Below are 25,920 nucleotides of genomic sequence, written 5' to 3'. Positions count from 1 at the left end.
TTAGGCTTCCTGTTCGCGCCAGGCGAATTCAACCTCTTCGGCGAGAATTTTCACCCCGGCCTCGATTTTTTGCGGGTCCGGCACATAGTTCATGCGCATGCACTGGTGAGTATGCGGCCACGGTTTATCGAGTCCCGGGAAGAAGAAATCCCCCGGCACCATCAGCACGCCGCGCTTTTTCAGCCGCTGATACAGCAGCTCGGTGGAGATCGGCAGATCCTTAAACCACAGCCAGAGGAAGATCGCCCCCTCCGGTTTGTGAATAAGGCAGCGCTCCTCCGGCAAATAGCGGCGAATAATGGCGATGGTCTCCTGCACCCGCTGGTAATAGAAGGGTTTGATCACTGTCTCTGACAGGCGCAGCAGATCCTGACGTTTAATCATTTCACACATCATTGCCGGCCCGATACCGCCGGGCGCGAGGCTGATAATGCCGTTCATGTTGCTGATGGCGGTGATGATTTTCTCGTTGGCGATGATAATCCCGCAGCGGCTGCCCGGCAGGCCCAGCTTGGACAGGCTCATACACAGCACGATGTTCGGATTCCACAGCGGTCGGGCGTCGCTGAAAATAATGCCCGGGAACGGCACGCCGTAGGCGTTATCAATCACCAGCGGGACCCCATGCTGATTCGCCAGCGCATCCAGTTTGATCAGCTCTTCATCAGTGATGACGTTGCCGGTCGGGTTGGTGGGACGCGAGACGCAGATCATCCCGGTCTCTTCCGTCACCTGCAGATGCTCAAAATCAACGTGGTACTTGAACTGGCCTTCCGGCAGCAGTTCGATATTCGGCCGGGTGGCAACGAACAGATCCTCTTCCAGGCCGGCATCGGCATAGCCGATATATTCCGGCGTCAGCGGGAACAGCACCTTACGGGTGGTGCCATCTGCCCGACGGCCTGCGAACAGATTAAACAAGTAGAAAAATGCGCTCTGACTGCCGTTTGTTAGCGCAATATTCTGTGGTTCGATCTCCCAGCCCAGCTCGTCGCGCAGCATCTTCGCCAGCAGGCTCAGCAGCTCGCTTTTGCCCTGCGGACCATCATAATTACAAAGCGCATCAAGGGCTTTGCCATTATCCAGCATGTCGGAGAGCAGCTGCTGGAAGTAGTCATTCATCTCCGGGATCTGAGCGGGGTTGCCGCCGCCCAGCATAATAGCGCCCGGCGTGCGCAGACCGTCATTAAGGTCTTCCATCAGGCGGGTAATGCCTGAATGACGGGTGAATTTGTCGCCGAAAAGGGAAAATGTCATCGCGAATCGTCTGTCGGTGGTTCTGGAAAGTGGCTAACCATAACGCCAGCGCCAGCGTGGTGCAAATCGAAGGGAAGGGGGGTGTTTTTGTTTTTATCCTGTGAATCGATTTTTTATCAGCGTATTGTGCTGACTGGCTCCCCGCCGGGCAGGGAGCCACTCCTGCTTTACTGCTGTTGTCCGGCCCAGATGACCATCACTTTGTCTTCACCGCTCTCGCGCACGAATCCGTAACCCCGCTGCATCGACAGCGTTGTCTGTTTGCCCATGCCGATCGCCGGATGGCGCGCGCGGAACTGGCCGATCTTCTGCCAGTGGGTAACGCTGCGGGCCGCTTTACCGTTGACATCCTGCCAGTTCATCTCTGAACGGGTGCCCTGTAGCGGGTCCGAGCCGGTGGGGCCGAACGGGCGCGACGACTCGTCACCATAGAAGATCTGCACGGCGCCAGGGGCCAGCAGCAACAGCTCTGCCGCCGTGGTGCCGCCTTCGCGGAACAGGCGCGTATCGTGCGAGGAGAGGTAGCTCAGGACGTTAAAGCTCTGCAGCTTGTCCGCCATTTGCTGCCAGGTGAGGTCAATGTTGGCCATGCAGTTAGCCGCTTTCGCCGCCTGGTCCTGGTAGTCGAAATTGATCATCGCATCAAAACCGTGGCGATAGTAATCGCTCTCCATCACCCCGTGTCCCCAGGCTTCGCCGGTCATCCAGAACGGCGCCGCATCCAGCGCTTTATCCGGATTGGCTTTCTTCCACTCCGCCAGCGCGGCGGTGGCCTGGGTTTTTAACTGCTGCCAGGCGTCCATCTCCACATGTTTAGCGGTATCGACGCGGAAGCCGTCGATGCCGTAGTCGCGCACCCACTGGCTCAGCCAGTGCGTCAGGTAGTCGCGCGGCGTATAGCCCGGGATCGCTTTCGCCGCAGTGTCCGGTTTATGGCTGTAGAAGTTCGGCAGGCCCGACGCCTCCTTCGATTCGGTTTTCAGATCCGGCAGGAAGGCCAGCGACATGGTGAGATCGTCATAGCCCGGGTTGTCGTAATCGCCGATATCGGTGCGGATCCACTTCTTGCCCCACCATTTCTCCCACCCGGCTTTATCGCTGAAGTTGATATAGTCGTTAAAGCTGTGCCAGGTCTGGCCCGCGCCGGGCTTCCAGTCCGTCCAGCGCTCGCCGAGGGTTTTTTTCAGCTCATCCCCTTGCAGATACAGAGAGCCGAACTGGAACTCCTGCATGTCGGCCAGGGTGGCGTAACCGGTATGGTTCATCACCACGTCGAACAGAATACGTATTCCGCGCTTATGCGCTTCATCCACCAGCCGACGGAGATCGGCTTCGGTCCCCATATTGGCGTCCAGTTTCGACCAGTCCTGGGTGTAATAGCCGTGGTAGGCGTAGTGTGGAAAATCGCCTTTCGTCCCGCCGCCGACCCAGCCGTGGATCTGCTCGAGCGGGGAGCTGATCCACAGGGCATTGACCCCCATCTGCTGCAGATAATCCAGCTTGCTGGTTAATCCCTGCAGGTCGCCGCCGTGGAAGGTGCCGATCTCCTGCATGCCGTCTTTATGTCGGCCATAGCTATTGTCGTTGGCCGGATTACCGTTCACGAAGCGGTCGGTCAGGACGAAGTAGACGGTGGCGTTGTGCCAGTCGAACGGCGCCGGCGCGGCCGTCTCGGCGCGCTCGAGCAGCAGCAGACCATTGCTGCCGAAGGCGGGCTGCAGCGTGATTTTGCCGCCGCTGACGGTCGCGACATTGCCGCTGTAGAAATCGCGAACTTTGCTGCCCTCGGGGAAGGTTTTACTGACGTCGAGGGTGAGAGGTTTTCCATCCCACTTCGGACACTGGCGGATCTGCGGCGCCGCGGCGCTGGCCTCTTTTTCTTCCAGCGAAATCATCATCGTCGGCGTGCCGGAGCGGGTATCCACTTCCAGGGTATACAGACCCTGGCGGAAGATGCGCCATTGCGGCGGCGTGCCGCGACAGGGTTCCATGGAGAGCATCTGGTTGAGCTTAATGCCGCCGGAAGGCTGCCAGCACTGTTGGTCAAAATTTAGCTGCAGGGGACGTGTACCCTTCTCAACCACTTTCTGGCTGATGAAGCGACCCGTCCCTTCTTCGGTAAAAGCAGGGAAGTCGGCGGTAGTCCAGGCGGCAAAGGCCATCCCAGGCACGAATAACGTGGCAAGCGCAGCGAGTTTCATTGCGGGATCCTTGAGCGGTTTTTAGCTAGTGTGCCTTGTTGCCGCGAGAGTGAACTCCTCCCGGCGAACGTTTTACCAGGAGGATGAAAAGGGGTGAGTGACACCGCTCAAAAAATAGGCTAAAAATGAGACGAAGCTAGCATTTTCGCGCTAGCGATGCGGCGCAGAAACCGATTTCAGATGACAGCAATTCGGAATTGGACTATTTCTGTTGATGCTCTCAGTGCGTATTTTTGATACTATTAGCGATTCAGCTATCGTTTTTTTGTGAAAAACAAGGTGTTGGAATGCATATATCCGACCAGGAGACCTGATGATATCGAATCCCATACGACGATATGGGGCCGCCATACTTATGTTACTAACCTGCGTCTTTTCAGGTAGTGTGTTGGCAACAACGCACACAGCAACAAAGAGTCATAAAGCCCCAACGGTTAAGAAGATAAGTAGTACTAAGGTAAGCAGTAAACAAGAGTATTCTCGCAATAGTGTAAAGAGCAGTTCACTTCCTGACTTGCGAAAATACCCTTCCGGAACACCAAGGAAAAAAGCGTTTCTCCGGACGGTCATGCCTTATATTACCAAGCAGAATCAGGCGATTACTGCGGATCGTAACTGGCTTGTATCCAAGCAGTACGATGCTCGCTGGTCGCCGAGCGAAAAGGCGCGCCTGAAAGACATCGCGACACGTTATAAGGTGAAGTGGTCAGGCAATACGCGTCATGTGCCCTGGAACACGCTACTTGAGCGTGTCGACATTATTCCGAACAGCATGGTCGCGACCATGGCGGCGGCGGAAAGTGGCTGGGGTACTTCCAAGCTGGCGCGTGAGAACAACAATCTGTTCGGCATGAAGTGCGGCGCTGGTCGCTGCCGCGGCGCGATGAAAGGCTATTCGCAGTTTGAGTCGGTGGAGCAGTCGGTGCAGGCTTACGTCACAAACCTGAACACCCACCCGGCCTATTCCTCTTTCCGCAAATCGCGCCTGCAGCTGCGCAAGGCGGATCAGGAAGTAACGGCTAGTACCATGATTCATAAGCTGAAGGGCTATTCGACCAGAGGGTCGAGCTACAACAACTATCTCTTCGCGATGTATCAGGATAACCAGCGGTTAATTGCCGCGCACATGTAATGTGCTTATCTACGTGATTATTCATGCCCGGCGCGCAAGCCCGGGCATTTTTCTTTGCTCTCTACATCATGACTTCGCTGTGCCGGTCACGGTACTCCTTCGGCGTCACGTCGTACTCTTTCTTAAACACCGAATAGAAATATTGCAGCGACGGGTAGCCGCACATCTGTGAAATTTCATTGATCGACAGGCTGGTGGACACCAGCAGGCTGCGCGCCTTTTCCAGTTTCTCGCTGTGGATCACCGTGTGGATGGTCTCTCCGACCTCCTCTTTAAAGCGTTTCTCCAGGTTGGAGCGTGAAATGCCGACGGCGTCGAGCACCTGCTCCACCTTGATGCCTTTGCAGGCATTGTTGCGAATGTAATGCATCGCCTGAATCACGGAAGGATCGTTTAACGACCGGTAGTCGGTGGAACGTCGTTCAACGACGCGCATCGGCGGGATCAGCTGGCGCTGCAGCGGGAGCGCCTCGTTATTCAGCAGCCGGTGGAGCAATTTTGCCGCCTGATAACCCATCTGGCGGGTGCCCTGGGCGACGGAGGAGAGGGCGACGCGCGAGAGGTAGCGGGTCAGCTCCTCATTATCGATGCCAATAACGCACAGTTTCTCGGGCACCGGGATATGCAGCAGCTCGCAGGCCTGCAGGACGTGGCGGGCGCGCGCGTCGGTGACGGCGATAATGCCGGTTTGCGGCGGCAGCGTTTGCAGCCAGTCGGCGAGCCGGTTTTGCGCGTGCTGCCAGTTTTCCGGCGCCGTCTCCAGCCCCTGGTAGACCACGCCGCGGTACTTCTCCTTCGCCACCAGCTGGCAGAAGGCATACTCGCGCTCTACCGCCCAGCGTTTACCGCTGGAGGTGGGCAGTCCGTAAAACGCGAAGCGGTGTACTCCTTTTTCCTTCAGATGAAGAAAGGCGCTTTCCACCAGCGCGGTGTTGTCCGTGGCGATATAGTGGACCGGCGGGTACTGCTCTGGCTGATGATAAGAGCCGCCGACGCCGACGATGGGGACGTTGACATCGGCCAGTAGCTTTTCGATTTCGGGATCGTCATAGTCGGCGATAACGCCATCGCCTAGCCACTCTTTGATGTTTTCGATTCGTGCCCGAAAATCCTCTTCAATAAAGATATCCCACTCCAGCTGAGAGGCCTGCAGATACTCGCCGACACCCTCAACCACCTGGCGGTCATAAGCTTTGTTGGCGTTAAATAACAGCGTAATACGGTGACGCTTTTCAAACATAGATGATGTTCCTGCTCTAACCCCGGTCATACCCCTTCATTCATGATGTTGCCGATGGCCTGGCTTTCTCATTCACCCCAGCCACGTACGCGATACGCGGCTGGGATGCGCCGTCTGCAACCCGAATGCTGTTGGGTATACACTACCGGCTAATGCCCGAGATATTTCAAGCGCCTTATGGCGAAGTTTGGTGGTAGCGCAAAGAATTCAGACATTCTTCAGAGAGCGCTTCCTTACGCGCGCCGCTTGGTGGCGGAGTCCATCCACACCGCCAGCAGCAAAATGGCGCCTTTGACGATATATTGCCAGAAGGTGGCAACGTCCATCATGCTCATGCCGTTATCCAGGGCCGACATAATAAACGCCCCCATTACTGCCCCGGCGACACTGCCGATACCGCCCGCCAGGCTGGTACCGCCGATGACGCAGGCGGCGATGGCGTCCAGTTCGGCGATGTTGCCCGCCGAGGGGGAGCCCGCGCCAAGGCGCGAGCTGAGGATCAGTCCGGCAATGGCGACCATCAGGCCGTTAATGGCAAACACCGCCAGCTTGGTACGCTCGACGTTAATCCCGGACAGGCGTGCCGCCTCCAGGTTGCCGCCGATGGCGTAGATGCGGCGGCCAAAGGCGGTGCGAGTGGCCATGAACAGGCCTGCCAGCAGCAGGGCGGCGAGGATCAGTACCGGCGTCGGCACGCCGCGATAGTCATTGAGCAGCCAGATTGCGCCCAGCACAATCACCGCGGTAATGGCCTGGCGGCCAACGGCCGCGGTGGAGGACGCGGTCGCCAGACCTAACGCCTGACGGCGCATTCGTCCGCGCCACTGCCAGATAATGAACGCCGCCATGCCGACAACGCCGATGCCAAAGCCAATGCCATCTGGCAGGTAGCTTTGGCCGATCTGCGCCATCGCCGGGCTGGTGGGCGAGACGGTGGTCCCGTTGGTGATGCCGATCAGAATGCCGCGAAACGCCAGCATCCCGGCGAGGGTGACGATAAACGAGGGGACCTTGCGATAGGCCACCCACCATCCGTTCCACGCGCCGAGCAGCAGCCCCATCACCAGCGTCACCAGAATGGTGAGCGGCAGCGGCCAGCCGAGCCAGACGTCAAAGATCGCCGCGGCGCCGCCCAACAGCCCCATCATCGAGCCGACGGAGAGGTCGATTTCTGCCGAAATAATCACAAACACCATGCCGACGGCGAGGATGCCGGTGATGGCCGTCTGGCGCAGCAGGTTGGAGATATTGCGCGCGCTCAGGTAGGCGCCATCGGTAACCCAGGTGAAAAACAGCATAATGACGACGATCGCGGCGATCATCACGAAGACCTGGAGGTTCAGCCCCTTCAGCGCCGGCAGGGCGGTGGGGGCGGTTGGGGTAAGTTTGATTTCAGACGACGTGTTCTTCGACATGGCGTTCGCTCCTCAGCGCGGCTTCCATCACCTGTTCCTGGGTCAGATGTTGATTAACCAAATTGGCTTTTAGCCTGCCTTCGTGCATGACCAGCACCCGATCGCTAAGACCAAGCACCTCGGGCAGTTCGGATGAAATGACAATGACCGCGATGCCCTGCTGCACCAGCTGGTTAATCAGTTTATAAATTTCATACTTCGCCCCGATATCGATGCCGCGGGTGGGTTCGTCGAGGATCAGAATGCGTGGATTCAGCAGCAGACAGCGGGCCAGAATCGCCTTTTGCTGGTTGCCGCCGCTCAGGCGGCCAATCGCCAGCTCCGGCGAGGAGGTTTTAATTTTCAATCGCTGAATGGACTGCTCAATACAGTGCTGCTCGGCGGCGTCGTCCAGGCTGCTCATCGCGCCGGTGAACTGGCTGAGCGCCGCCAGGGTAATGTTCTTACCCACCGCCATCACCGGCACGATGCCGTCTTTTTTGCGGTCTTCCGGCACCATGGCGATGCCGTGGCCAATGGCCTGCTGACAGTTAGTGATGCTGACCGGCTGGCTATCAATGAAGATCTCCCCCTGCCAGCGCCCCGGCCAGACGCCGAACAGGCACTGCACCGCCTCGGTCCGTCCGGCGCCGACCAGCCCTGCGATGCCGAGGATCTCCCCGCGATGCAGGGAAAACGAGACGTCATTGACCCGTTTAATATGACGGTTTACCGGGTGCCAGGCGGTTAAATGTTCGACCCGCAGGATCTCCTCGCCGTGGGCGTGCGGTTCGCTGGGATAGAGCGCGGTGAGCTCCCGCCCAACCATCATGGTGATGATGTCGTCTTCGCTCATGCCGCTGGCGTCGCGGGTGCCGATATGCTGGCCATCGCGGATCACGCAGATCGTATCGGAGATCGCTTTGACCTCATTGAGCTTGTGCGAAATATAGATGCAGGCGATATCGTGGTTTTGCAGATCGCGAACGATCGCCAGCAGCGTCGCGGTCTCTTGTTCGGTTAAGGAGGCGGTTGGTTCGTCGAGGATCAGCAGGCGCACCTGTTTATTCAGCGCCTTGGCGATCTCCACCAGCTGCTGCTGACCGAGGCCGAGGTCGCCGACGCGGGTGTCGGGCGAAATGGGCAGATTGACCTGCGCCAGCAGCTTCTGGCAGCGCAGCGTCATGGTTTCATAATCCAGCAGGCCGTGGCGGGATATTTCGGCGCCGAGGAAAATGTTCTCCAGCACGGTGAGATGTTTCACCAGCGCCAGCTCCTGATGAATAATGGCGATGCCTTTGCGTTCGGTATCGCGAATATGGTTTGCCTGCAGCGTTTCGCCGGCAAAAATAATCTCGCCCTCATAGCTTCCGTGCGGATAGATACCGCACAGCACCTTCATCAGCGTCGATTTTCCCGAACCATTTTCACCGCATAACGAGACCACCTCGCCAGCGTTCAGGCGCAGGCTGACATTATCCACGGCCTTAACGGCGCCGAAGGTTTTGGTGATGTTCTTCATTTCGAGTAGCCAGGCCATAAAGACTCCGCAAAAGTGATATCCGGCGGGATGAAAATGACGCCCCGTAGCGGGGCGTCAGCCATTACAGTTCACTCTTTTTATGGAAACCGTCTTTAATCACCGTGGCGTCGATATTCTCTTTATTCACTTCAATTGGCGTTAACAGGCGCGAAGGGACATCTTTTAAGCCGTTATTTAGCGTGGTGTCAGACTTCGGCTGCTTATCGTTGCCCAGCTCAACGGCGATTTCGGCGGCGTTGGTGGCCAGGGTGGTAATCGGTTTATAGACGGTCATCGTCTGGGTACCGGAAATAATGCGCTTCACGCCCGCCAGGTCAGCATCCTGACCGGAGATCGCCACTTTGCCTGCCAGCCCCTGGGCGGTTAAGGCCTGGATGGCGCCGCCGGCGGTTGCGTCATTGGAGGCCACCACGGCATCGATTTTGTTATTATTCGCCGTCAGCGCGTTTTCCATTATTTTCAGCGCGTTTTCCGGCAGCCAACCGTCAACCCACTGATCGCCGACAATCTTAATTTTGCCCTCATCGACATACGGCTTGAGGATCTTCATCTGGCCGGCGCGGAACAGCTTGGCGTTATTATCCACCGGCGAGCCGCCCATCAGAAAATAATTACCCTGCGGCACTTTGTCGACCAGGGTTTGCGCCTGCATTTCGCCGACTTTTTCATTGTCGAAAGAAATATAGAAATCAATATCGGCATTATTAATCATGCGATCATAGGCCAGCACTTTAATACCTTCCTGCTTAGCCTCTTTAATAACGTTACTGAGCACCTGACCGTTATAAGGAATAATGACTAAGACATCGACGCCGCGGTTGATCATGTTTTCAATTTGCGACATCTGCGTTTCTTCATTGCCATTGGCGGACTGGACAAAAACTTTGGCGCCTAAGGATTCCGCTTTATTGACGAAAATATCGCGGTCTTTCTGCCAGCGTTCCAGACGCAGATCGTCGATGGCCATGCCAATCTTCACTTCTTTCGCCATCCCCGCCATGCTGGCGAGCAGGAGGGAGCTGGCGCAAAGCGTAAGGCAAAGGTTCTTTATCTTCATAATAACGATACCTTTTTTGTAAGGGTAGGTAAGACGAACGGAAAAATAATGTTTGACACATGAGGTTGCGGATACGTTACAGATTCTTAACGCGGAAAGCAGGGCTGGCAATTACCGGTTCTTATTTTGCAGTTATGAAATTTCGTTTAATGCGCAAATTATGACGGCGATCGTATTTTATTCATGCACACTCTTATTATTGCACTGGACCTCTCTGACAGGACTGCAGAAGAACGCGCCGATATTATTTTTTGCGAGCTGGCGCACGTTTGTGGATTCTCTCAATGGCGGTGTGAAATAACGTAATTGAGGAAAATGAAAGCGAAATTCTATATTGGCTTAAACCCGTCATACTTCAAGTTGTAGGTGTGTTGGTGACATTCGTTGCTTCGCCCCCTGGTTATCGGGGACTCGCGCTCCTGCCGCCTTCCTGCAACTCGAATTATTTAGGGTACCTGATTGGTTATTCGCCGCATCTCTGAATATGGAGTTCTCTATGCAGACCTATTTCGATCAACTCGATCGCGTTCGTTACGAAGGCCCGAAATCCGCTAACCCGCTGGCTTTCCGTCATTACAACCCGGATGAACTGGTGCTGGGCAAACGGATGGAAGATCATCTGCGTTTTGCGGCCTGTTACTGGCACACCTTCTGCTGGAATGGCGCCGATATGTTTGGCGTGGGCTCCTTCGACCGCCCATGGCAGCAGCCTGGCGACGCCCTGGAGATGGCCAAACGCAAAGCCGATGTGGCGTTCGAATTTTTCCATAAACTCAACGTGCCTTACTACTGCTTCCACGACGTTGACGTCTCGCCGGAAGGGAGTTCGCTCAAGGAGTACAGCAATAACTTCGCCCGGATGGTCGAGGTGCTGGCGGAGAAGCAGCAGCAGAGCGGCGTCAAGCTCCTGTGGGGGACCGCAAACTGCTTCACCAACCCGCGCTACGGCGCCGGCGCGGCCACCAACCCGGACCCGGAAGTGTTTAGCTGGGCGGCCACCCAGGTGGTTACCGCCATGAATGCCACCCATCAGCTGGGCGGCGAAAACTATGTCCTGTGGGGCGGTCGCGAGGGCTATGAAACCCTGCTGAATACCGACCTGCGCCAGGAGCGTGAACAGATAGGCCGCTTTATGCAGCTGGTGGTGGAGCATAAGCATAAAATCGGCTTTAAAGGCACGCTGCTGATTGAGCCCAAACCGCAGGAGCCTACCAAGCATCAGTATGATTATGATGCCTCTACCGTTTACGGCTTCCTCAAGCAGTTTGGTCTGGAAAAAGAGATTAAACTGAACATTGAAGCCAACCATGCGACCCTTGCCGGCCACTCGTTCCATCATGAGATCGCGACGGCCATCGCGCTGGGGCTGTTCGGTTCCGTCGACGCCAACCGCGGCGATCCGCAGCTGGGCTGGGATACCGACCAGTTCCCGAACAGCGTCGAAGAGAACGCGCTGGTGATGTATGAAATTCTCAAAGCCGGCGGCTTCACCACCGGCGGCCTCAATTTTGATGCGAAAGTGCGCCGTCAGAGCACCGACAAATACGATCTGTTCTACGGCCATATCGGCGCGATGGATACCATGGCGCTGTCGCTGAAGGTCGCGGCGCGGATGATCGAAGACGGTGAGCTGGATAAACGCGTGGCCAAACGCTACGCCGGCTGGAACGGCGAGCTGGGGCAGCAGATCCTTAACGGGCAGATGACCCTCAGCGACATTGCCCAGTACGCCGCTCAGCATCAGCTGGCGCCGCAGCATCGCAGCGGCCAGCAGGAACAACTGGAAAACCTGGTCAACCATTATCTGTTTGACAAGTAATCATGCGGCGGCGCCCGGCGTGACCGGGACCGCCACCAGGATGCTCTGTTCGCGCCACGCTCAGCCGTGGCGCGCGTTTAAGGAGAGGTAGTATGTATATCGGCATCGATCTGGGGACATCGGGCGTCAAAGCCATTCTGCTCAATGAGCAGGGTGATGTGGTGGCATCGCATACCGAAAAACTCACCGTCTCGCGTCCGCATCCGCTGTGGTCGGAACAAGATCCCGAGCAGTGGTGGCAGGCTACGGACACGGCGATGAAAGCCCTGGGCGCGCAGCATAGTCTGCGCGACGTGAAGGCGCTGGGGATCGCCGGGCAGATGCACGGCGCCACCCTGCTGGATAAATCGCTACGGGTGCTGCGTCCTGCCATTTTATGGAATGACGGTCGCTGCGGCGAAGAGTGCCAGCTGCTGGAGGAAAAAGTCAGCGCTTCCCGGCAGATCACCGGCAACCTGATGATGCCGGGCTTTACGGCGCCGAAGCTCTTGTGGGTGCAGCGCCACGAGGCGGCGGTGTTCAGCCAGGTCGATAAAGTGCTGTTGCCGAAGGATTATCTGCGTCTGCGGATGACCGGCGAGCTTGCCAGCGATATGTCTGACGCCGCCGGTACCCTGTGGATGGATGTCGCCCGACGCGACTGGAGCGATGAGATGCTCGCCGCCTGCGATCTCAGCCGGGACGCGATGCCGGCGCTGTTTGAAGGCAGCGACGTCACCGGGCAGCTGCGTCCGGAGGTGGCGCAGGCGTGGAATATGCCACAGGCGCTGGTGGTGGGGGGCGGCGGCGACAACGCCGCCGGCGCGGTCGGGGTCGGCATGGCCGATGCCGGTCAGGCGATGCTGTCGCTGGGCACTTCAGGTGTGTATTTCGCGGTCAGCGAAGGGTTCCTCAGCAAGCCTGAAAGCGCAGTGCATAGCTTTTGCCATGCGCTGCCGGGCCGCTGGCATCTGATGTCGGTGATGCTCAGCGCGGCTTCCTGTCTGGACTGGGCGGCGAAATTAACCGGTCTCGCCAGCGTGCCGGCGCTGATTGCGGCGGCGCAGTCAGCCGACGAGAGCGCTGGTCCGGTGTGGTTCCTGCCCTATCTGTCGGGCGAACGCACGCCGCACAACAACCCGCAGGCCAAGGGCGTCTTCTTCGGCCTGACGCATCAGCATGGGCCGGCAGAGCTGGCGCGGGCGGTGCTGGAGGGGGTGGGCTATGCGCTGGCGGACGGCATGGACGTGGTTCACGCCTGCGGCATCAAGCCGCAGAGCATCACCCTTATCGGCGGCGGGGCGCGTAGCGCTTACTGGCGACAAATGCTGGCGGATATCAGCGGCCAGCAGCTCGATTACCGTACCGGGGGCGACGTCGGCCCGGCGCTGGGGGCGGCCAGGCTGGCGCAGCTAGCGGTGCACGGCGAAGCCGACCGCGCCGGGCTGTTGTCGCCGCTGCCGCTTGAGCAAGCGCATCGCCCGGACGATCGCCGAGTGGCCCACTATGCGCCACAGCGAGAAACCTTCCGCCAGATTTATCAGCAGCTGAAACCGCTGATGTCATAGCCTCAGTCCGTCCGGCAGCGCCGGGCGGATTACTTCCCTGAATGTCCCGGCTACATCCATCCAAAAAAGCGTATTTGTTTATTCCGAAATCTCCGTTTGGCCGTGCGTAACCTGAGGCATCGCCGGGGGAGTCGGTCATAATCAGCCCCTGTCGACCAGGGAGGTGAGATGAACACAAAACGCAATATTGCCAGGGTGATGATGGCAGCAGGATCGCTGGTTTATCTGCTCGGTATCTGGCGAACCTGCCCGTTGTTTAGCGGTAAAGGTTATTTTCTCGGCGTACTGGTGATGGGGATGTTTGCCGTCCTCGCCCATCAGCGCGCCAGACGGTGGCAGGAACAGGACGACGGTTTTATTGCCTTATGCCGGTTGGTGCTGCTGCTATCGGTCGGCCTGCTGCTGGTGGGCGCCTGGTATGTGCCGGCAGGCTGGCATGAAAAAGCCGTCTATATCGCGGCATGGTTTGTCTGCTTATATGGCGCATCGGCAACCCCCGAACGGATCCGCGTCGCCTGCGCGATGCAAAAAACGGAATAAGCGCCATCCGTGGGCGCGTAAGAGGTAAAAGTAATGGAAAACAAGCACGCGACGTATTCTCCGGCCTTTCATTTAATCTCCTGGATTGCCCTGATCGGCGGCATCGCCACCTATCTGGTAGGCCTGTGGAATGCGGATATGCAGTTGAATGAAAAAGGCTATTATTTTGCTGTCCTGGTGCTGGGGCTGTTTGCCGCAGCGTCTTATCAGAAGACGGTGCGCGATAAATATGAAGCCATTCCGACCACCGCGCTGTACTACACCACCTGTCTGGTGGCCTTCGTCATCGCCGTTGGCCTGCTGGTTATCGGGTTGTGGAACGCCAGTCTGCTGCTCAGCGAGAAAGGGTTCTATGGACTGGCGTACTTTTTGAGCCTGTTTGGCGCCGTTGCGGTGCAGAAAAACGTGCGTGATGCCTGGGACCCGACCCGTGTAAGAGAGCCTCTCAGCGTGCCGGAAGAGGGGCCTGAACTGTGAGTCAGGCCCGCTCTCGGCGGCAGGTCGTTAACTGACCAGCCGCCGGCTATCAACCCGCTGCACCAGGCCGGACAGCAGCAGGCTGCCGAGCAGGGCGGCGCTGAAAATCCACACAATATCCAGCAGCGGCCAGCGGCTCAGTTCCAGATGGCTGGCGCGCAGCGCATGCACAATCAGGGCATGGAAGCCGTAAATTCCCAGAGAATGACGTGCAATACATTCGATACCGGGCAGGGGACGCGCGTTCAGCCAGTTTTTGGCGAGCGTCAGCAGGGCGACTGCGCAAACGAACACCGCCGGCCCGCAGTAGAGATACCAGGTGTCGCCGAAGTCCCCGCGCCAGCGTAGCTCATGCAGCGTGCCGCGGGAGATGACCCACACGGCGGCGAGGAACAGCGCGGCGCAGAGCGGGGTCAGCCATTTTTTATCGGTATCCAGGGTGCCAATGGCCCTGCCCAACACGCCGTAGAGCACGTAATAAAAGGTGTCGCCATTGATATAGAGGTTGACCGGCAGCCACTCAATCCCGGCGGCTTTGACGCCAACCATGTTGGGGTTGGCCAGAATGCCGAGGATCGCCATCAGCGCCAGCAGCATTTTGCCGTTGACGGATTTAACCTGAATAAGCGGCGAGAGCAGATAGATAACGGCGATAGCAAAGAAAAACCACAGGTGGTAGAAGACGGGCTTCTGCAGCAAATTCTTTAACGACAGCTCGACGTTAATATGGGTAAACAGCGCGATATATAGCAGAGACAGCGCGCTATAGAACGCAATGCACAGGCCAATCCGCCAGAAATGGCGCGGCTGGGCGCTGCGTTCCCCAAAAAACAGATACCCCGAGATCATAAAAAACAGCGGCACGCTGACGCGGGAGGCGGAATTGAGCAGATTGGCGATATCCCATTGCAGCAGGGTAATCGTATGCGGATGAGTGATATACCAGCTGGTACTGTGGATCATCACCACCATCATGCAGGCAATGCCGCGCAGGTTGGTGATCCAGTGTATCTTTTCTTGCATCAGTCCCTCAAAGTCTACTGGCGATATAAGGTCTGACCCGCCTTATGCCCCGGTGTCGCACGAGATTAGTCTGAGTTTTTGATCACAGACTTGTCGCTGTTTCATGATATTCGCAAAATACCTGTAATACTGGATCTTTGCGATAACAACTTGCTGACAAGGCGGTGGAGGAGAACGTGGTGAAAGGTGTCGTTTCCATAATGCTGGCGCTGCTCCTTGCGGGCTGCAGCGAGACCGTTTCCCCGCCGGCGCAAAAGGCGCAGCGCGCGCATATTACACCGCAAACTACGCTCAATATGGCGCAGCTTTGCAAGGATCAGGCCGCTATCCGCTATAACACGCAAACGCAGTTAGTTGACGTGAACCATCTTGAACAATTCCAGGCGAGCTATGAGCTGTCGGGTCGTACCGGCAAGAATGAACGTTTCATCTGTTCCTTTGACCCCGACGGCCAGTTTATGCATCTTTCGATGCGCTGAATCGACCCCGCCTGGCGTAAATTTCGTCCGTTTTCCTGAAACTACGCCGTTTCGTACTGTATATCTCGCAGCCAGCGGGTATACTGACTCCTTCCTTTAAATCCACACGTATCCAGCACGAAATCATATGCAAAAGTTTGATACCAGGACCTTCCAGGGCCTGATCCTGACCTTACAGGATTACTGGGCTCGTCAGGGCTGCACCATTGTTCAACCACTGGACATGGAAGTCGGCGCCGGCACCTCTCACCCGATGACCTGCCTGCGCGCGTTAGGGCCGGAGCCGATGGCGACCGCCTACGTACAGCCTTCCCGTCGTCCAACCGATGGCCGCTATGGCGAAAACCCGAACCGTTTACAGCATTACTATCAGTTCCAGGTGGTGATTAAGCCTTCTCCGGACAACATCCAGGAGCTGTACCTCGGGTCGCTGAAAGAGCTGGGTATGGACCCGACCATTCACGACATTCGCTTCGTCGAAGACAACTGGGAAAACCCGACGCTGGGGGCCTGGGGTCTGGGTTGGGAAGTGTGGCTCAACGGCATGGAAGTGACGCAGTTCACTTACTTCCAGCAGGTGGGCGGCCTGGAGTGTAAGCCGGTGACCGGCGAGATCACCTACGGCCTGGAGCGTCTGGCGATGTATATCCAGGGCGTCGACAGCGTCTACGACCTGGTCTGGAGCGATGGCCCGCTGGGTAAAACCACTTACGGCGACGTGTTCCACCAGAACGAAGTGGAGCAGTCCACCTATAACTTCGAATACGCCGACGTCGATTTCCTCTTCTCCTGCTTCGAGCAGTATGAGAAAGAGGCCCAGCATCTGCTGGCGCTGGAGACCCCGCTGCCGCTGCCGGCCTACGAGCGTATTCTGAAAGCGGCTCACAGCTTCAACCTGCTGGATGCGCGTAAAGCCATCTCCGTCACCGAGCGTCAGCGCTATATCCTGCGCATTCGCACCCTGACGAAAGCAGTGGCGGAAGCGTACTACGCTTCCCGTGAAGCGCTCGGCTTCCCGATGTGCAACAAGAATAAATAAGAGGCGGCCATGTCTGAGAATACTTTTCTGGTGGAAATCGGCACTGAAGAGCTGCCACCAAAAGCGCTGCGCAGCCTGGCGGAATCTTTTGCTGCGAACGTGACCGCGGAGCTGGATAACGCCGGCCTCGCGCACGGTAAAGTGGAATGGTTTGCCGCCCCGCGTCGTCTGGCGCTGAAGGTGGCCAACCTGGCGGCGGCGCAAGCCGATCGCGAAGTGGAAAAACGCGGCCCGGCCGTTGCCCAGGCGTTCGATGCCGAAGGCAAGCCAAGCAAAGCGGCCGAAGGCTGGGCGCGCGGCTGCGGTATTACCGTCGATCAGGCCGAACGTCTGACTACGGACAAAGGCGAGTGGCTGCTGTATCGCGCCCATGTGAAGGGCGAAAGCACCGAAGCGCTGCTGCCGAACATGATTGCCAGCTCGCTGGCGAAGCTGCCGATCCCGAAACTGATGCGCTGGGGCGCGTCTGACGTCCACTTCGTGCGCCCGGTTCACACCGTCACGCTGCTGCTGGGCGACAAGGTGATCCCGGCTACTATCCTCGGTATCCCGTCCGATCGCGTGATCCGCGGCCATCGCTTTATGGGCGAGCCGGAATTCACCATCGACCATGCCGACCAGTACCCGCAGATCCTGCTGGAGCGCGGTAAAGTCATCGCCGATTACGAACAGCGTAAAGCCAAAATCAAAGCCGATGCGGAAGAGGCGGCGCGTAAGATTGGCGGTCAAGCCGATCTGAGCGAAAGCCTGCTGGAAGAAGTCACCTCGCTGGTGGAATGGCCGGTGGTGCTGACGGCGAAGTTCGAAGAAAAATTCCTCGCGGTGCCGTCTGAAGCGCTGGTTTACACCATGAAGGGCGACCAGAAGTACTTCCCGGTTTACGACAACGCCGGTAAGCTGCTGCCGAACTTTATCTTCGTCGCCAACATCGAGTCGAAAGATCCGCAGCAGATCATCTCCGGTAACGAGAAGGTGGTCCGTCCGCGTCTGGCCGACGCCGAGTTCTTCTTCAACACCGACCGTAAAAAACGTCTGGAAGACAACCTGCCGCGTCTGGAAACCGTGCTGTTCCAGCAGCAGCTGGGTACGCTGCGCGACAAGACCGATCGCATTCAGGCGCTGGCGGGCTGGATTGCCGAGCAGATTGGCGCTGACGTGAACCACGCGACCCGCGCGGGCCTGCTGTCCAAGTGCGACCTGATGACCAACATGGTCTTCGAGTTCACCGACACCCAGGGCGTGATGGGGATGCACTACGCGCGCCACGATGGCGAAGCGGAAGATGTGGCCGTGGCGCTGAACGAACAGTATCAGCCGCGCTTTGCCGGCGACGCGCTGCCGTCTAACCCGGTGGCCTGCGCGGTGGCGATTGCCGATAAGATGGACACCCTCGCGGGTATCTTCGGTATCGGCCAGCACCCGAAAGGCGATAAAGACCCGTTTGCGCTGCGCCGCGCCGCGCTGGGCGTCCTGCGTATCATCGTCGAGAAGAACCTGAACCTCGATCTGCAAACGCTGACCGAAGAAGCGGTGCGTCTGTACGGTGAGAAGCTGACCAACGCCAACGTGGTTGATGACGTGATCGACTTTATGCTGGGCCGCTTCCGCGCCTGGTATCAGGACGAAGGCTACGGCGTCGACACTATCCAGGCGGTACTGGCGCGTCGTCCAACCCGCCCGGCGGATTTCGATGCGCGCATGAAAGCCGTATCGCACTTCCGTACCCTGGAAGAGTCCTCCGCGCTGGCGGCGGCGAACAAACGTGTCTCCAACATCCTCGCGAAATCCGACGAGACGCTGAACGACATCGTTCACGCTTCCGTGCTGAAAGAAGCGGCGGAAATTAAGCTGGCGGGCAATCTGGTGGTGCTGCGCGACAAGCTGCAGCCATACTTCGCCGCAGGCCGCTATCAGGATGCGCTGATTGAGCTGGCCGCCCTGCGCGAGCCGGTGGATGAGTTCTTCGAAAACGTGATGGTCAACGCCGAAGACAAAGATGTCCGCATCAACCGTCTGACGCTGCTGTCCAAACTGCGTGAACTGTTCCTGCAGGTGGCGGATATTTCTCTGCTGCAGTAAGCGTATCGGTAATAAAAAAACCTGCCTCAGGGCAGGTTTTTTTTATACCTGAAATATAAATAGTCGAACCGCTAATAATTCAGGCATTGATGTTTTCATTATTTGCATTGATCAATAAAAAATATTTTAAGAATATATAAACATAATTCCGCAAGTTATTTACGCTAGAATGGCGGCGGGTGCTTGAGACTGTGTGTCTCAGGTATTCAGCGGGAGACAGACAGAGAAAAGCCCCACCTGATAGTCATCAAAGTGAGGCTCCCCTAATGCATGAACACCATAAGCGTAGCCTCTTACTTGTTTAAAATCAACATGGTAGTCGAGGAGTCCCGCGAAACTATCTGTTGTTTGGTTTAATAGTGATTTGCTTCACTGTTTTATTATTGACCTGGATGGTTCGTGATTCGCTATGTGAATTACAGCTCAGGCAGGGAAATAGTGAGCTGGTGGCATTCTTAGCCTGTGATTGTAAACAGTAAGAGCATCTGGCGGGGATCTATCCCCACTATGCTTGCAGTGTCAGGCATTCTCAATGCACCCTTTCATTGTTCACCAAATAAATCATTTGCCTCCTGATATCAGGAGGCCTTTTTATTTTTAAACGATTGTTGAATTAAACGGGCTTGAAATTCATAGCGGAGTGTGGCTATCCTATGCCCCGACGAATCCCTCGTCTCACTGGAGCGCGCCCTACAAATGAACAAACACGACTGATGAACTTCACGCCTTACCTCGCAGACGTTGCGGGTAGGGGAGTATTGATTTCATTCAGGAGTGCTTATGGCTCATTGCGCCCACATCCCCGCTTTTGTTTTACATCAGGTCACCTGTCAGTTTGCGACGGGGCAGACCCTGTTTGGTCCTCTCAGCGTCTCGCTGGAACCGTCCCTTTGCGGTCTGGTCGGCCGGAACGGCGTCGGTAAGTCGCGTCTGTTGCGCCTGCTGGCGGGCCTGGATTCTCCTGCCGGTGGCCATATCGAGCGCGCGGCTTCCATTGCCTGGGTGGCGCAGCAGCCGACGCTTACGCCGGAGACCACCCTCGCTACGCTGCTGGGCTATGCGCCGGTCTTTGACGCCTTGTACCGCCTTGAACAGGGTCATGGACTGGCCGACGATTTCGAGCTATTGGATGGCCACTGGGATCTCCCCGATCGGCTGAGTTTAGCTTTCCGTGATGCCGGTCTCCCGCCGTTCTCTGCCGATCGTCCCGCTTTTTCACTCAGCGGCGGCGAGCGGATGAAGGCCCTGCTGTGCGGCGCCTTCGTCTCGGGCGCCGATTATCTGCTGCTGGATGAGCCCACCAACCATCTGGACAGTGAGGGGCGAGAGTGGCTCTATCAGCAACTGGAAAACTGGCACGGCGGAGCTTTGATCGCCAGCCACGATCGTCAACTGCTGGCGCGGATGCCGAGGATCATCGAGCTGACGCCGACGGCGCTGCGCAGCTACGGCGGCAACTATGACGAATATCAGCGGCAGCGCGAGGCGGAGCAGCAGGCGGCGCGCGCGGCGCTGGACCATGCGACGACCGAGCGGCGACGCACCCGCGCGCGAATGCAAAAAGAGCATGATGCTGCCCAGCGGCGCTCGGCGCAGACACTGCGTACCGTTGATACCCTGAATATCGCCTCTTTCGAACGCGTGAAGTACAAAGGCGCGGCAAAAGAGCGTCCGGGAACGCTGCGCCGTCAGCATCGTGAACAGAACAGCAGTCTGAATGGCGCTGTGCAGCAGGCGCGAGAGCGGGTGGAAGAGGATACGCCGGTGATGTTCACCCTGCCAGGCAGCGAAGTGGCGGCGGGCAAGCAGGTGCTGGTCGTGGAAGCATTGCAACTCGCCCATTCCCCCGCTGCGCCGCTGGACTGGCGCGTGGATGGTCCGATGCGCGTCGCGCTGCGAGGGCCGAATGGCTGCGGCAAAACTACCTTGCTGAAAACGCTGCTGGGGCTGGAGCAGGCCGCCTCAGGCGATGTCCGGCTGTCGGTGAGCGCCGCTTATCTGGATCAACATCTGACGCAGCTGGATCTGTCGTTATCGGTGATAACGCATCTGAGCCTGGACGATACTCCGCTGGATGAGGGGCTGCTGCGGACCCGTCTGGCGCAGCTGCAGCTGGGCGCCGATAAGGTCAACCTGCCGCTGGCGGCGCTCAGCGGCGGCGAACGCCTGAAAGCGGCCCTGGCCTGCGTGCTCTGGCGACGCGATCCTGCCCAGCTGCTGTTGCTCGATGAGCCGACCAACCATCTCGATTTAGCGTCGACACAGGCCATTGAGTGTGCGCTGGCGACGTTTCCCGGCGCGTTGGTGGTGGTGTCGCATGACGAGGCGTTTCTGCAGGGGTTGAAACTCACCCACAGCCTGACGTGGGGGGAAACGGGCTGGCGCTTTGCCCAGCGCTGAATGCCCGGCAGCCGCCATCGTATGCTGGCGGCGGCTGGCGACAGATAAAAAAAATCCCCGCCATCAGGCAGGGATTTTCGATTCTTAGCGGCTTGAACTTACAGAGAAGTTACGTTGCCAGCTGCCGGGCCTTTAGCGCCGCTTTCGATGGTGAAGGAGACTTTCTGACCTTCGTCCAGGGATTTGTAGCCATCGTTCTGGATAGCAGAGAAGTGTACGAACACGTCTTTAGAGCCATCGTCAGGAGTGATGAAGCCGAAGCCTTTGTCAGCGTTGAACCATTTTACGATACCAGTCATTTTACCGGACATAGTGAATTACCTTTAAAAAAATAAGTGAGCCTTGCGGCGTAGCGGTCTGGACTACAGATTTAAAGCGATAAAGGGAAAGTTCACTACGGGGGTATCTTTGGATAACCTTAGAAGGACTGCTCTATTCGACTGCTCTGTGGTCTGTACATCAAACCTGCGAGCATTAACGCACGTTCAGCACCTGATAGCAAACTTTTTTTTACGGCGCAGCGGCAAAAGCTCCCTTACTGGCCCTTGCCGCTGCGCGCTGGATTAATCGAGTAACTGTCTTGAAAGCTGCGGATTGGCCTGAATCAGGCGCATTAATTTCAGCTCTGTGGGGGACGGTCTTACCCGTCTCGACTCCCACTCTCTTACCATGGCGACGCTCACGCCCATGGCGTTGGCGAAGTCGTCAATCTTAAGTCCAGTGCCTTTACGCAGCTGTTCAAATTCACTAAACACAGTGGACTTACGGTTTGAGGTAAGTGTCTGATTATCGTCCTTAAAAACGATGTGTTCCAGGCTGCTCAGCAGTTCAAACACGGGATCTTTATATTCCATTGAGAACTCCTTTTATCACACAGCGGAAGAGATTTTTCTAAAGCTCTTTAAGAATAGTCAGAAAAAGGCGTAAAGGATGGTAACGTCCGTGATTATTTGCCAGCAGGTTATCGAATCGGCCCCGTCAGCCAAACGGCAACGGGGCCTAAGAGAATGATTACTAACGCGATGGCGTGGCTTCGAAAATTTTTGTAAACGGATAAGAAAAAAGCGGCAAAGCCGGCGCGGGCCGCCGGCTTATCGATCAGGCTTTCTGCAGACCTCTCGCGTCCTCTGTCGCCACGGGCGCTGATTTACTGACCCGGTATTTAATCAGCAGCGCGATGGCTGACAGGAACGCCGGGATGGCCAGCAGAGTGAAAATGGTCTCAAAAGAGAGCTGGGCCTGCATCAGGAAGGCGCCGCTGAACGCACCGAGGATCCCGCCGAAGCGGCCGATACCCAGCATCCAGGCGACGCCGGTGGCGCGCCCTTGCGTCGGGTAGAAGCCTGCCGCCAGCGCCGGCATCGACGACTGCGCGCCGTTCATAATACTGCCGGCGATAAACACCATCACTCCCATCAGCGCCAGGCTGCTGGTGGAGAAGCCGACCAGACAGACGAAAACGCCGGTCAGCAGCCAGCCGACGGCCACTACCTTATTGGGGTTGATCTTGTCCATCAGGGCGCCGAGGATCAGCACGCCAATTCCGCCGCCGAGCGGGAACAGAGCGGTGATAATTGAGGCCTGACTCATCGATGCGCCGGTTTCACGGATCAGCAGCGGCAGCCAGCTGGTCAGGAGATAGAAGATCAGCAGACCCATGAAGTAGGTCAGGCACAGCATCACGGTACCCACTGCGTAGCGCGGGGAGAAAATGACGCCGATAGCCGACTTCTCTTTCACCTGGCCTGCTTCGCGCAGCTCAAATTCCACCGCCTCCGGCAGCGGCGCGATACGCCGCAGGATGGCGGCAATGCGCTGCGCCGGCTGACGCTTCACCACCAGATAGCGGGCGGACTCCGGCAGCAGGAAAATTAAAGCCACCGCCAGCAGGAGAGGCATCACGCCGCCCAGCACCAGCACGCTCTGCCAGCCATAGTGCGGGATCATCCAGGCGGATAAAAAGCCGCCCAACGACGATCCCATCGGAAAGCCGACAAACATCAGGTTCACCAGCAGCGCCCGACGGCGCTCCGGCGCATATTCGCTCATTAACGTGGCGGCATTGGGCATCGCTGCGCCAAGGCCCAGGCCGGTCAGAAAGCGCAGCAGCGTCAGTTGGTTAAGGCTGGTGGCAAAGGCGGTGAGCAGGCTGAATCCGCCGAACACCACGATCGACATAATCAGCACTTTCTTGCGGCCGATACGATCAGCCAGCGGTCCCGCGGTTAACGCGCCGACGGCCAGGCCCACCAGCGCGGCGCTCATCACCGGGCCGAGGGCGGATTTTTCCACGCCCCACTCCTGGACCAGGTCGGAGGCGATGAATCCGATGATCGCGGTGTCGAACCCGTCCATCGCGACGGTGATGAAGCAGAGCGCGAGGATCATCCACTGGTAGCGGGTGAAGGGGTGCTCGTTGATAAAGGCCTGAATGTCGATGGTTGTCTTAGTCATACGGCTTTCCTGGCAGACTGAGCGAGGGACAGAGGTTTGTTATTATCGTCGCCTTCGCGTCATTGAGTTTGATTTGTGCGATAATCGAACGCATCGCCGTTAATCGCTCATTCATCAAATCATTGAAGCGCTGACCAGGCAATCCGGGCGCGCGCCAAAGCGTGCGATTATCGTCCGCTTCCGGGCGAGGCGCCGGTTGATGGATTTTTTGTTTAAAGAATATCAATAAGTTATGTGATATGCGTCGGCCTGATTTAAAGCGCATATTTGTGATGCGCATAACAGACGCGCCAGGCGGCGATAGCGGCGTATGGAATGGCGTTTTTCCTGCGTAAGATTAGCAGTAAAGGGTATCCTGCGAGGCCGAGCTGGACTATCCTTGTCAGCGTCTGGCACGTGTGTGTCTTTGTGCGCTTTTTTTGGCTGAAAGGAGTAAAAAAATGGCGACAGGAAAGTCCTGCTCTCGCTGGTTTGCGGCTATGGCGGCCTTATTAATGGTGGTTAGCCTGAGTGGGTGTTTTGATAAAGAGGGCGATCAGCGCAAAGCGTTTATCGACTTCCTGCAGAATACGGCGATGCGTAGCGGTGAACGACTGCCGACGCTGACCGCCGATCAGAAAAAACAGTTTGGGCCATTTGTCTCTGACTACGCGGTGATCTACGGCTACTCGCAGCAGGTGAGCCAGGCGATGGACGCTGGTCTGCGCCCGGTGGTGGATAGCGTCAATGCGATCCGCGTTCCGCAGGACTATATGACCCAGCGCGAGCCGCTGCGTCAGGCGAACGGCGCGCTGGGCGTGCTCAGCCAGCAGCTGCAGAATGCCAAAATGCAGGCTGATGCCGCGCATGGCGCTCTGAAGCAGGCTGACGATCTCAAGCCGGTCTTCGATCAGGTATACGCCAAGGTCGTCACCGCGCCAGCCGACGCGCTGCAGCCGCTGATCCCGGCCGCGCAGATCTTTACCCAGCAGCTGGTTCAGGTGGGGGATTTTGTCGCTCAGCAGGGGACCCAGGTGAGCTTTGTGGCCAACGGCATTCAGTTCCCGACCTCGCAGCAGGCCAGCCAGTATAATGCGCTGATTGGGCCGCTGGCGGCGCAGCATCAGGCGTTTAATCAGGCATGGACGGCGGCGGTGAACGCCACCCGCTAATGCCCCGTCTGGCTGACGTGAGCTGCGGCGAACGGGCTGGATGACGGACAGAATGCAAAAAGAACCCGGGGAGGGCGATGGCCGCCGCTACCCGGGTTTTTTTATGGCTTATTTTACCTGCGGATTGACGCAGTTTTTCTCGACCTTGCCGTTCAGGGCATCGATCAGGTTATCCACCGCGCAGGCCGCCATGTTGTAGCGCGTCTCATGGGTGGCGGAGCCGATATGCGGCAGCGCGACGACGTTCGGCAGGCTCAGCAGCGGCGAATCTTTAGCCAGCGGCTCGTGCTCGAAGACATCAAGGCCGGCAGCGTGAATCTCCCCCGCCTGCAGGGCGGCGATCAGCGCCTGCTCATCGACCACCGGGCCGCGCCCGGCGTTAATAAAGATGGCGGAAGATTTCATTTTGGCGAACTGCGCCTGACCGAACAGATGGTGGGTCTCTTCGCTCAGGGGCAGGATCAGGCAGACAAAATCGGCTTCCTGCAGCAGGGTATCGAGATCGCAATAGCGGGCGTTGAAGCGCTCTTCTGCCTGCGGATGCTGGCGGCGCGCGTTGTACAGGATCGGCATGCCGAACCCGAAGTGGGCGCGCTGCGCCAGCGCCATGCCGATGCGGCCCATGCCGACGATACCTAAGGTTTTATGGTGTACGTCGGTGCCGAACCAGTCTGGCCCAATGCTCTTCGTCCACTCGCCCGCTTTGACGCGCTCCGCCACTTCCACCACCCGGCGGGCGGTGCTCAGCACCAGCGCCATGATCGTGTCGGCGACGGTCTCGGTCAGCACGGTCGGGGTATGCATCAGCAGCACCCGGCGGGCGTTCAGCGCCTCGACGTCGAAGTTGTCATAGCCAACGGACACGGTGGAGGTCGCACGCAGCTTCGGCATCTTCTCCAGCAGCGCGGCGTCAACCTTTTCGCTGGAGCCCAGCAGGCCCTCAGCCTGGGCGAAGGCCTCAGCGTGCTGCGAAACGGTCTCCGGCCGCAGGTTTTTCACCTGAGTGACGGAAAAGTGCTCCTCCAGACGCTGTAGCAGGTCGTCGGGAAGCGTTTTATAGAGAATGACAGACGGCTTCATGCGAATCT

At 57.7% G+C, this 25,920-nt stretch carries 23 protein-coding genes; 11 read left to right on the top strand and 12 right to left on the bottom strand.

The genetic code is table 11. The features are described from left to right. Both avtA and QLG03_RS08210 read right to left on the bottom strand, forming a co-directional pair. Entirely contained in the window at window positions 1-1,257 is a 1,257-nt protein-coding gene (gene avtA / locus QLG03_RS08215; RefSeq protein ID WP_023291339.1) for a valine--pyruvate transaminase, read from the bottom strand. 167 nt (window positions 1,258-1,424) lie between these two features. Continuing rightward, window positions 1,425-3,458: an alpha-amylase gene (locus QLG03_RS08210; RefSeq protein ID WP_072422188.1), complete on the bottom strand. Its 2,034-nt coding sequence runs from the start codon at window positions 3,456-3,458 to the stop codon at window positions 1,425-1,427. Between the two features lie 313 nt (window positions 3,459-3,771). Between QLG03_RS08210 and QLG03_RS08205 the strand changes: the two genes are divergently transcribed. Then, window positions 3,772-4,590, top strand: a complete 819-nt coding sequence (locus tag QLG03_RS08205; protein WP_060589859.1) for a protein bax — start codon at window positions 3,772-3,774, stop codon at window positions 4,588-4,590. 61 nt (window positions 4,591-4,651) lie between these two features. Here the strand turns inward: QLG03_RS08205 and xylR are convergent, their stop codons facing one another. From xylR to xylF, 4 genes are all read right to left on the bottom strand, one after another. After that, window positions 4,652-5,830: a D-xylose utilization transcriptional activator XylR gene (gene xylR, locus QLG03_RS08200; protein WP_023291336.1), complete on the bottom strand. Its 1,179-nt coding sequence runs from the start codon at window positions 5,828-5,830 to the stop codon at window positions 4,652-4,654. A gap of 233 nt (window positions 5,831-6,063) precedes the next feature. Further along, window positions 6,064-7,245 carry a xylose ABC transporter permease XylH gene (xylH, locus tag QLG03_RS08195; RefSeq protein ID WP_017900029.1) on the bottom strand — a complete coding sequence of 394 codons (1,182 nt, stop codon included), beginning with the start codon at window positions 7,243-7,245 and terminating at the stop codon, window positions 6,064-6,066. After that, on the bottom strand, window positions 7,223-8,764 hold the full coding sequence (locus tag QLG03_RS08190) for a xylose ABC transporter ATP-binding protein (protein ID WP_255989296.1): 1,542 nt from the start codon (window positions 8,762-8,764) through the stop codon (window positions 7,223-7,225). The genes xylH and QLG03_RS08190 overlap by 23 nt, the downstream gene beginning before the upstream one ends. A gap of 64 nt (window positions 8,765-8,828) precedes the next feature. Then, window positions 8,829-9,824 carry a D-xylose ABC transporter substrate-binding protein gene (gene xylF / locus QLG03_RS08185; protein ID WP_255989294.1) on the bottom strand — a complete coding sequence of 332 codons (996 nt, stop codon included), beginning with the start codon at window positions 9,822-9,824 and terminating at the stop codon, window positions 8,829-8,831. Between the two features lie 496 nt (window positions 9,825-10,320). Here xylF and xylA point away from each other — a divergent pair, with 496 nt between their 5' ends. The 4 genes from xylA (at window position 10,321) to yiaA (ending at window position 14,207) form a co-directional block, all read left to right on the top strand. Further along, window positions 10,321-11,643 carry a xylose isomerase gene (gene xylA / locus QLG03_RS08180; RefSeq protein WP_023291332.1) on the top strand — a complete coding sequence of 441 codons (1,323 nt, stop codon included), beginning with the start codon at window positions 10,321-10,323 and terminating at the stop codon, window positions 11,641-11,643. Window positions 11,644-11,735: 92 nt separating this feature from the next. Further along, window positions 11,736-13,190: a xylulokinase gene (gene xylB, locus QLG03_RS08175; RefSeq protein ID WP_064158055.1), complete on the top strand. Its 1,455-nt coding sequence runs from the start codon at window positions 11,736-11,738 to the stop codon at window positions 13,188-13,190. A gap of 168 nt (window positions 13,191-13,358) precedes the next feature. Continuing rightward, window positions 13,359-13,730 (top strand): inner membrane protein YiaB, encoded by a 372-nt coding sequence (gene yiaB, locus QLG03_RS08170; protein WP_032454341.1) that lies wholly within the window; start codon window positions 13,359-13,361, stop codon window positions 13,728-13,730. Between the two features lie 33 nt (window positions 13,731-13,763). Beyond that, on the top strand, window positions 13,764-14,207 hold the full coding sequence (gene yiaA, locus QLG03_RS08165; protein WP_032454340.1) for an inner membrane protein YiaA: 444 nt from the start codon (window positions 13,764-13,766) through the stop codon (window positions 14,205-14,207). A 27-nt stretch (window positions 14,208-14,234) separates the two neighbouring features. Here yiaA and QLG03_RS08160 read toward each other — a convergent pair whose 3' ends face one another. Continuing rightward, entirely contained in the window at window positions 14,235-15,230 is a 996-nt protein-coding gene (locus tag QLG03_RS08160) for an acyltransferase (RefSeq protein ID WP_023291328.1), read from the bottom strand. Between the two features lie 179 nt (window positions 15,231-15,409). Between QLG03_RS08160 and QLG03_RS08155 the strand changes: the two genes are divergently transcribed. The 5 genes from QLG03_RS08155 (at window position 15,410) to QLG03_RS08135 (ending at window position 21,227) form a co-directional block, all read left to right on the top strand. After that, window positions 15,410-15,709 carry a YsaB family lipoprotein gene (locus QLG03_RS08155; protein WP_072096573.1) on the top strand — a complete coding sequence of 100 codons (300 nt, stop codon included), beginning with the start codon at window positions 15,410-15,412 and terminating at the stop codon, window positions 15,707-15,709. 127 nt (window positions 15,710-15,836) lie between these two features. Further along, complete coding sequence (glyQ, locus tag QLG03_RS08150) at window positions 15,837-16,748, top strand: glycine--tRNA ligase subunit alpha (protein ID WP_023291326.1); 912 nt, start codon at window positions 15,837-15,839, stop codon at window positions 16,746-16,748. Window positions 16,749-16,757: 9 nt separating this feature from the next. Continuing rightward, window positions 16,758-18,827, top strand: coding sequence for a glycine--tRNA ligase subunit beta (gene glyS / locus QLG03_RS08145; RefSeq protein WP_023291325.1), 2,070 nt, complete (start codon window positions 16,758-16,760; stop codon window positions 18,825-18,827). A gap of 341 nt (window positions 18,828-19,168) precedes the next feature. Further along, entirely contained in the window at window positions 19,169-19,306 is a 138-nt protein-coding gene (locus QLG03_RS08140) for a Hok/Gef family protein (protein WP_255989355.1), read from the top strand. Window positions 19,307-19,607: 301 nt separating this feature from the next. After that, window positions 19,608-21,227 carry an ATP-binding cassette domain-containing protein gene (locus tag QLG03_RS08135; protein ID WP_255989288.1) on the top strand — a complete coding sequence of 540 codons (1,620 nt, stop codon included), beginning with the start codon at window positions 19,608-19,610 and terminating at the stop codon, window positions 21,225-21,227. A 98-nt stretch (window positions 21,228-21,325) separates the two neighbouring features. Here QLG03_RS08135 and cspA read toward each other — a convergent pair whose 3' ends face one another. The 4 genes from cspA to QLG03_RS08115 all read right to left on the bottom strand — a co-directional run bounded on the left by cspA (window position 21,326) and on the right by QLG03_RS08115 (window position 23,961). After that, window positions 21,326-21,538 carry an RNA chaperone/antiterminator CspA gene (cspA, locus tag QLG03_RS08130; RefSeq protein ID WP_000014594.1) on the bottom strand — a complete coding sequence of 71 codons (213 nt, stop codon included), beginning with the start codon at window positions 21,536-21,538 and terminating at the stop codon, window positions 21,326-21,328. Between the two features lie 252 nt (window positions 21,539-21,790). Further along, entirely contained in the window at window positions 21,791-22,081 is a 291-nt protein-coding gene (locus QLG03_RS08125) for an HTH-type transcriptional regulator (RefSeq protein WP_004205010.1), read from the bottom strand. Window positions 22,082-22,325: 244 nt separating this feature from the next. Further along, entirely contained in the window at window positions 22,326-23,681 is a 1,356-nt protein-coding gene (locus QLG03_RS08120; RefSeq protein WP_023291321.1) for an MFS transporter, read from the bottom strand. Further along, window positions 23,674-23,961, bottom strand: a complete 288-nt coding sequence (locus QLG03_RS08115) for a hypothetical protein (RefSeq protein WP_255989286.1) — start codon at window positions 23,959-23,961, stop codon at window positions 23,674-23,676. Before QLG03_RS08115 ends, QLG03_RS08120 begins: the two co-directional genes overlap by 8 nt. A gap of 160 nt (window positions 23,962-24,121) precedes the next feature. Here QLG03_RS08115 and QLG03_RS08110 point away from each other — a divergent pair, with 160 nt between their 5' ends. Beyond that, the gene (locus QLG03_RS08110) at window positions 24,122-24,832 is read left to right on the top strand and encodes a DUF3053 domain-containing protein (protein WP_002921929.1); all 711 of its coding nucleotides are present in this window, start codon (window positions 24,122-24,124) and stop codon (window positions 24,830-24,832) included. A 108-nt stretch (window positions 24,833-24,940) separates the two neighbouring features. On the opposite strand, the gene ghrB is transcribed toward QLG03_RS08110, so the two are convergent. Beyond that, entirely contained in the window at window positions 24,941-25,912 is a 972-nt protein-coding gene (gene ghrB, locus QLG03_RS08105; protein ID WP_023291320.1) for a glyoxylate/hydroxypyruvate reductase GhrB, read from the bottom strand. Window positions 25,913-25,920: the final 8 nt, after the last annotated feature.

The organism is Klebsiella sp. V115_8 (assembly GCF_029967715.1).
Lineage (GTDB): Bacteria > Pseudomonadota > Gammaproteobacteria > Enterobacterales > Enterobacteriaceae > Klebsiella > Klebsiella quasipneumoniae.
Note: the sequence above shows the minus strand (reverse complement) of the source record. Positions and strands in the feature narration are given on the sequence as shown.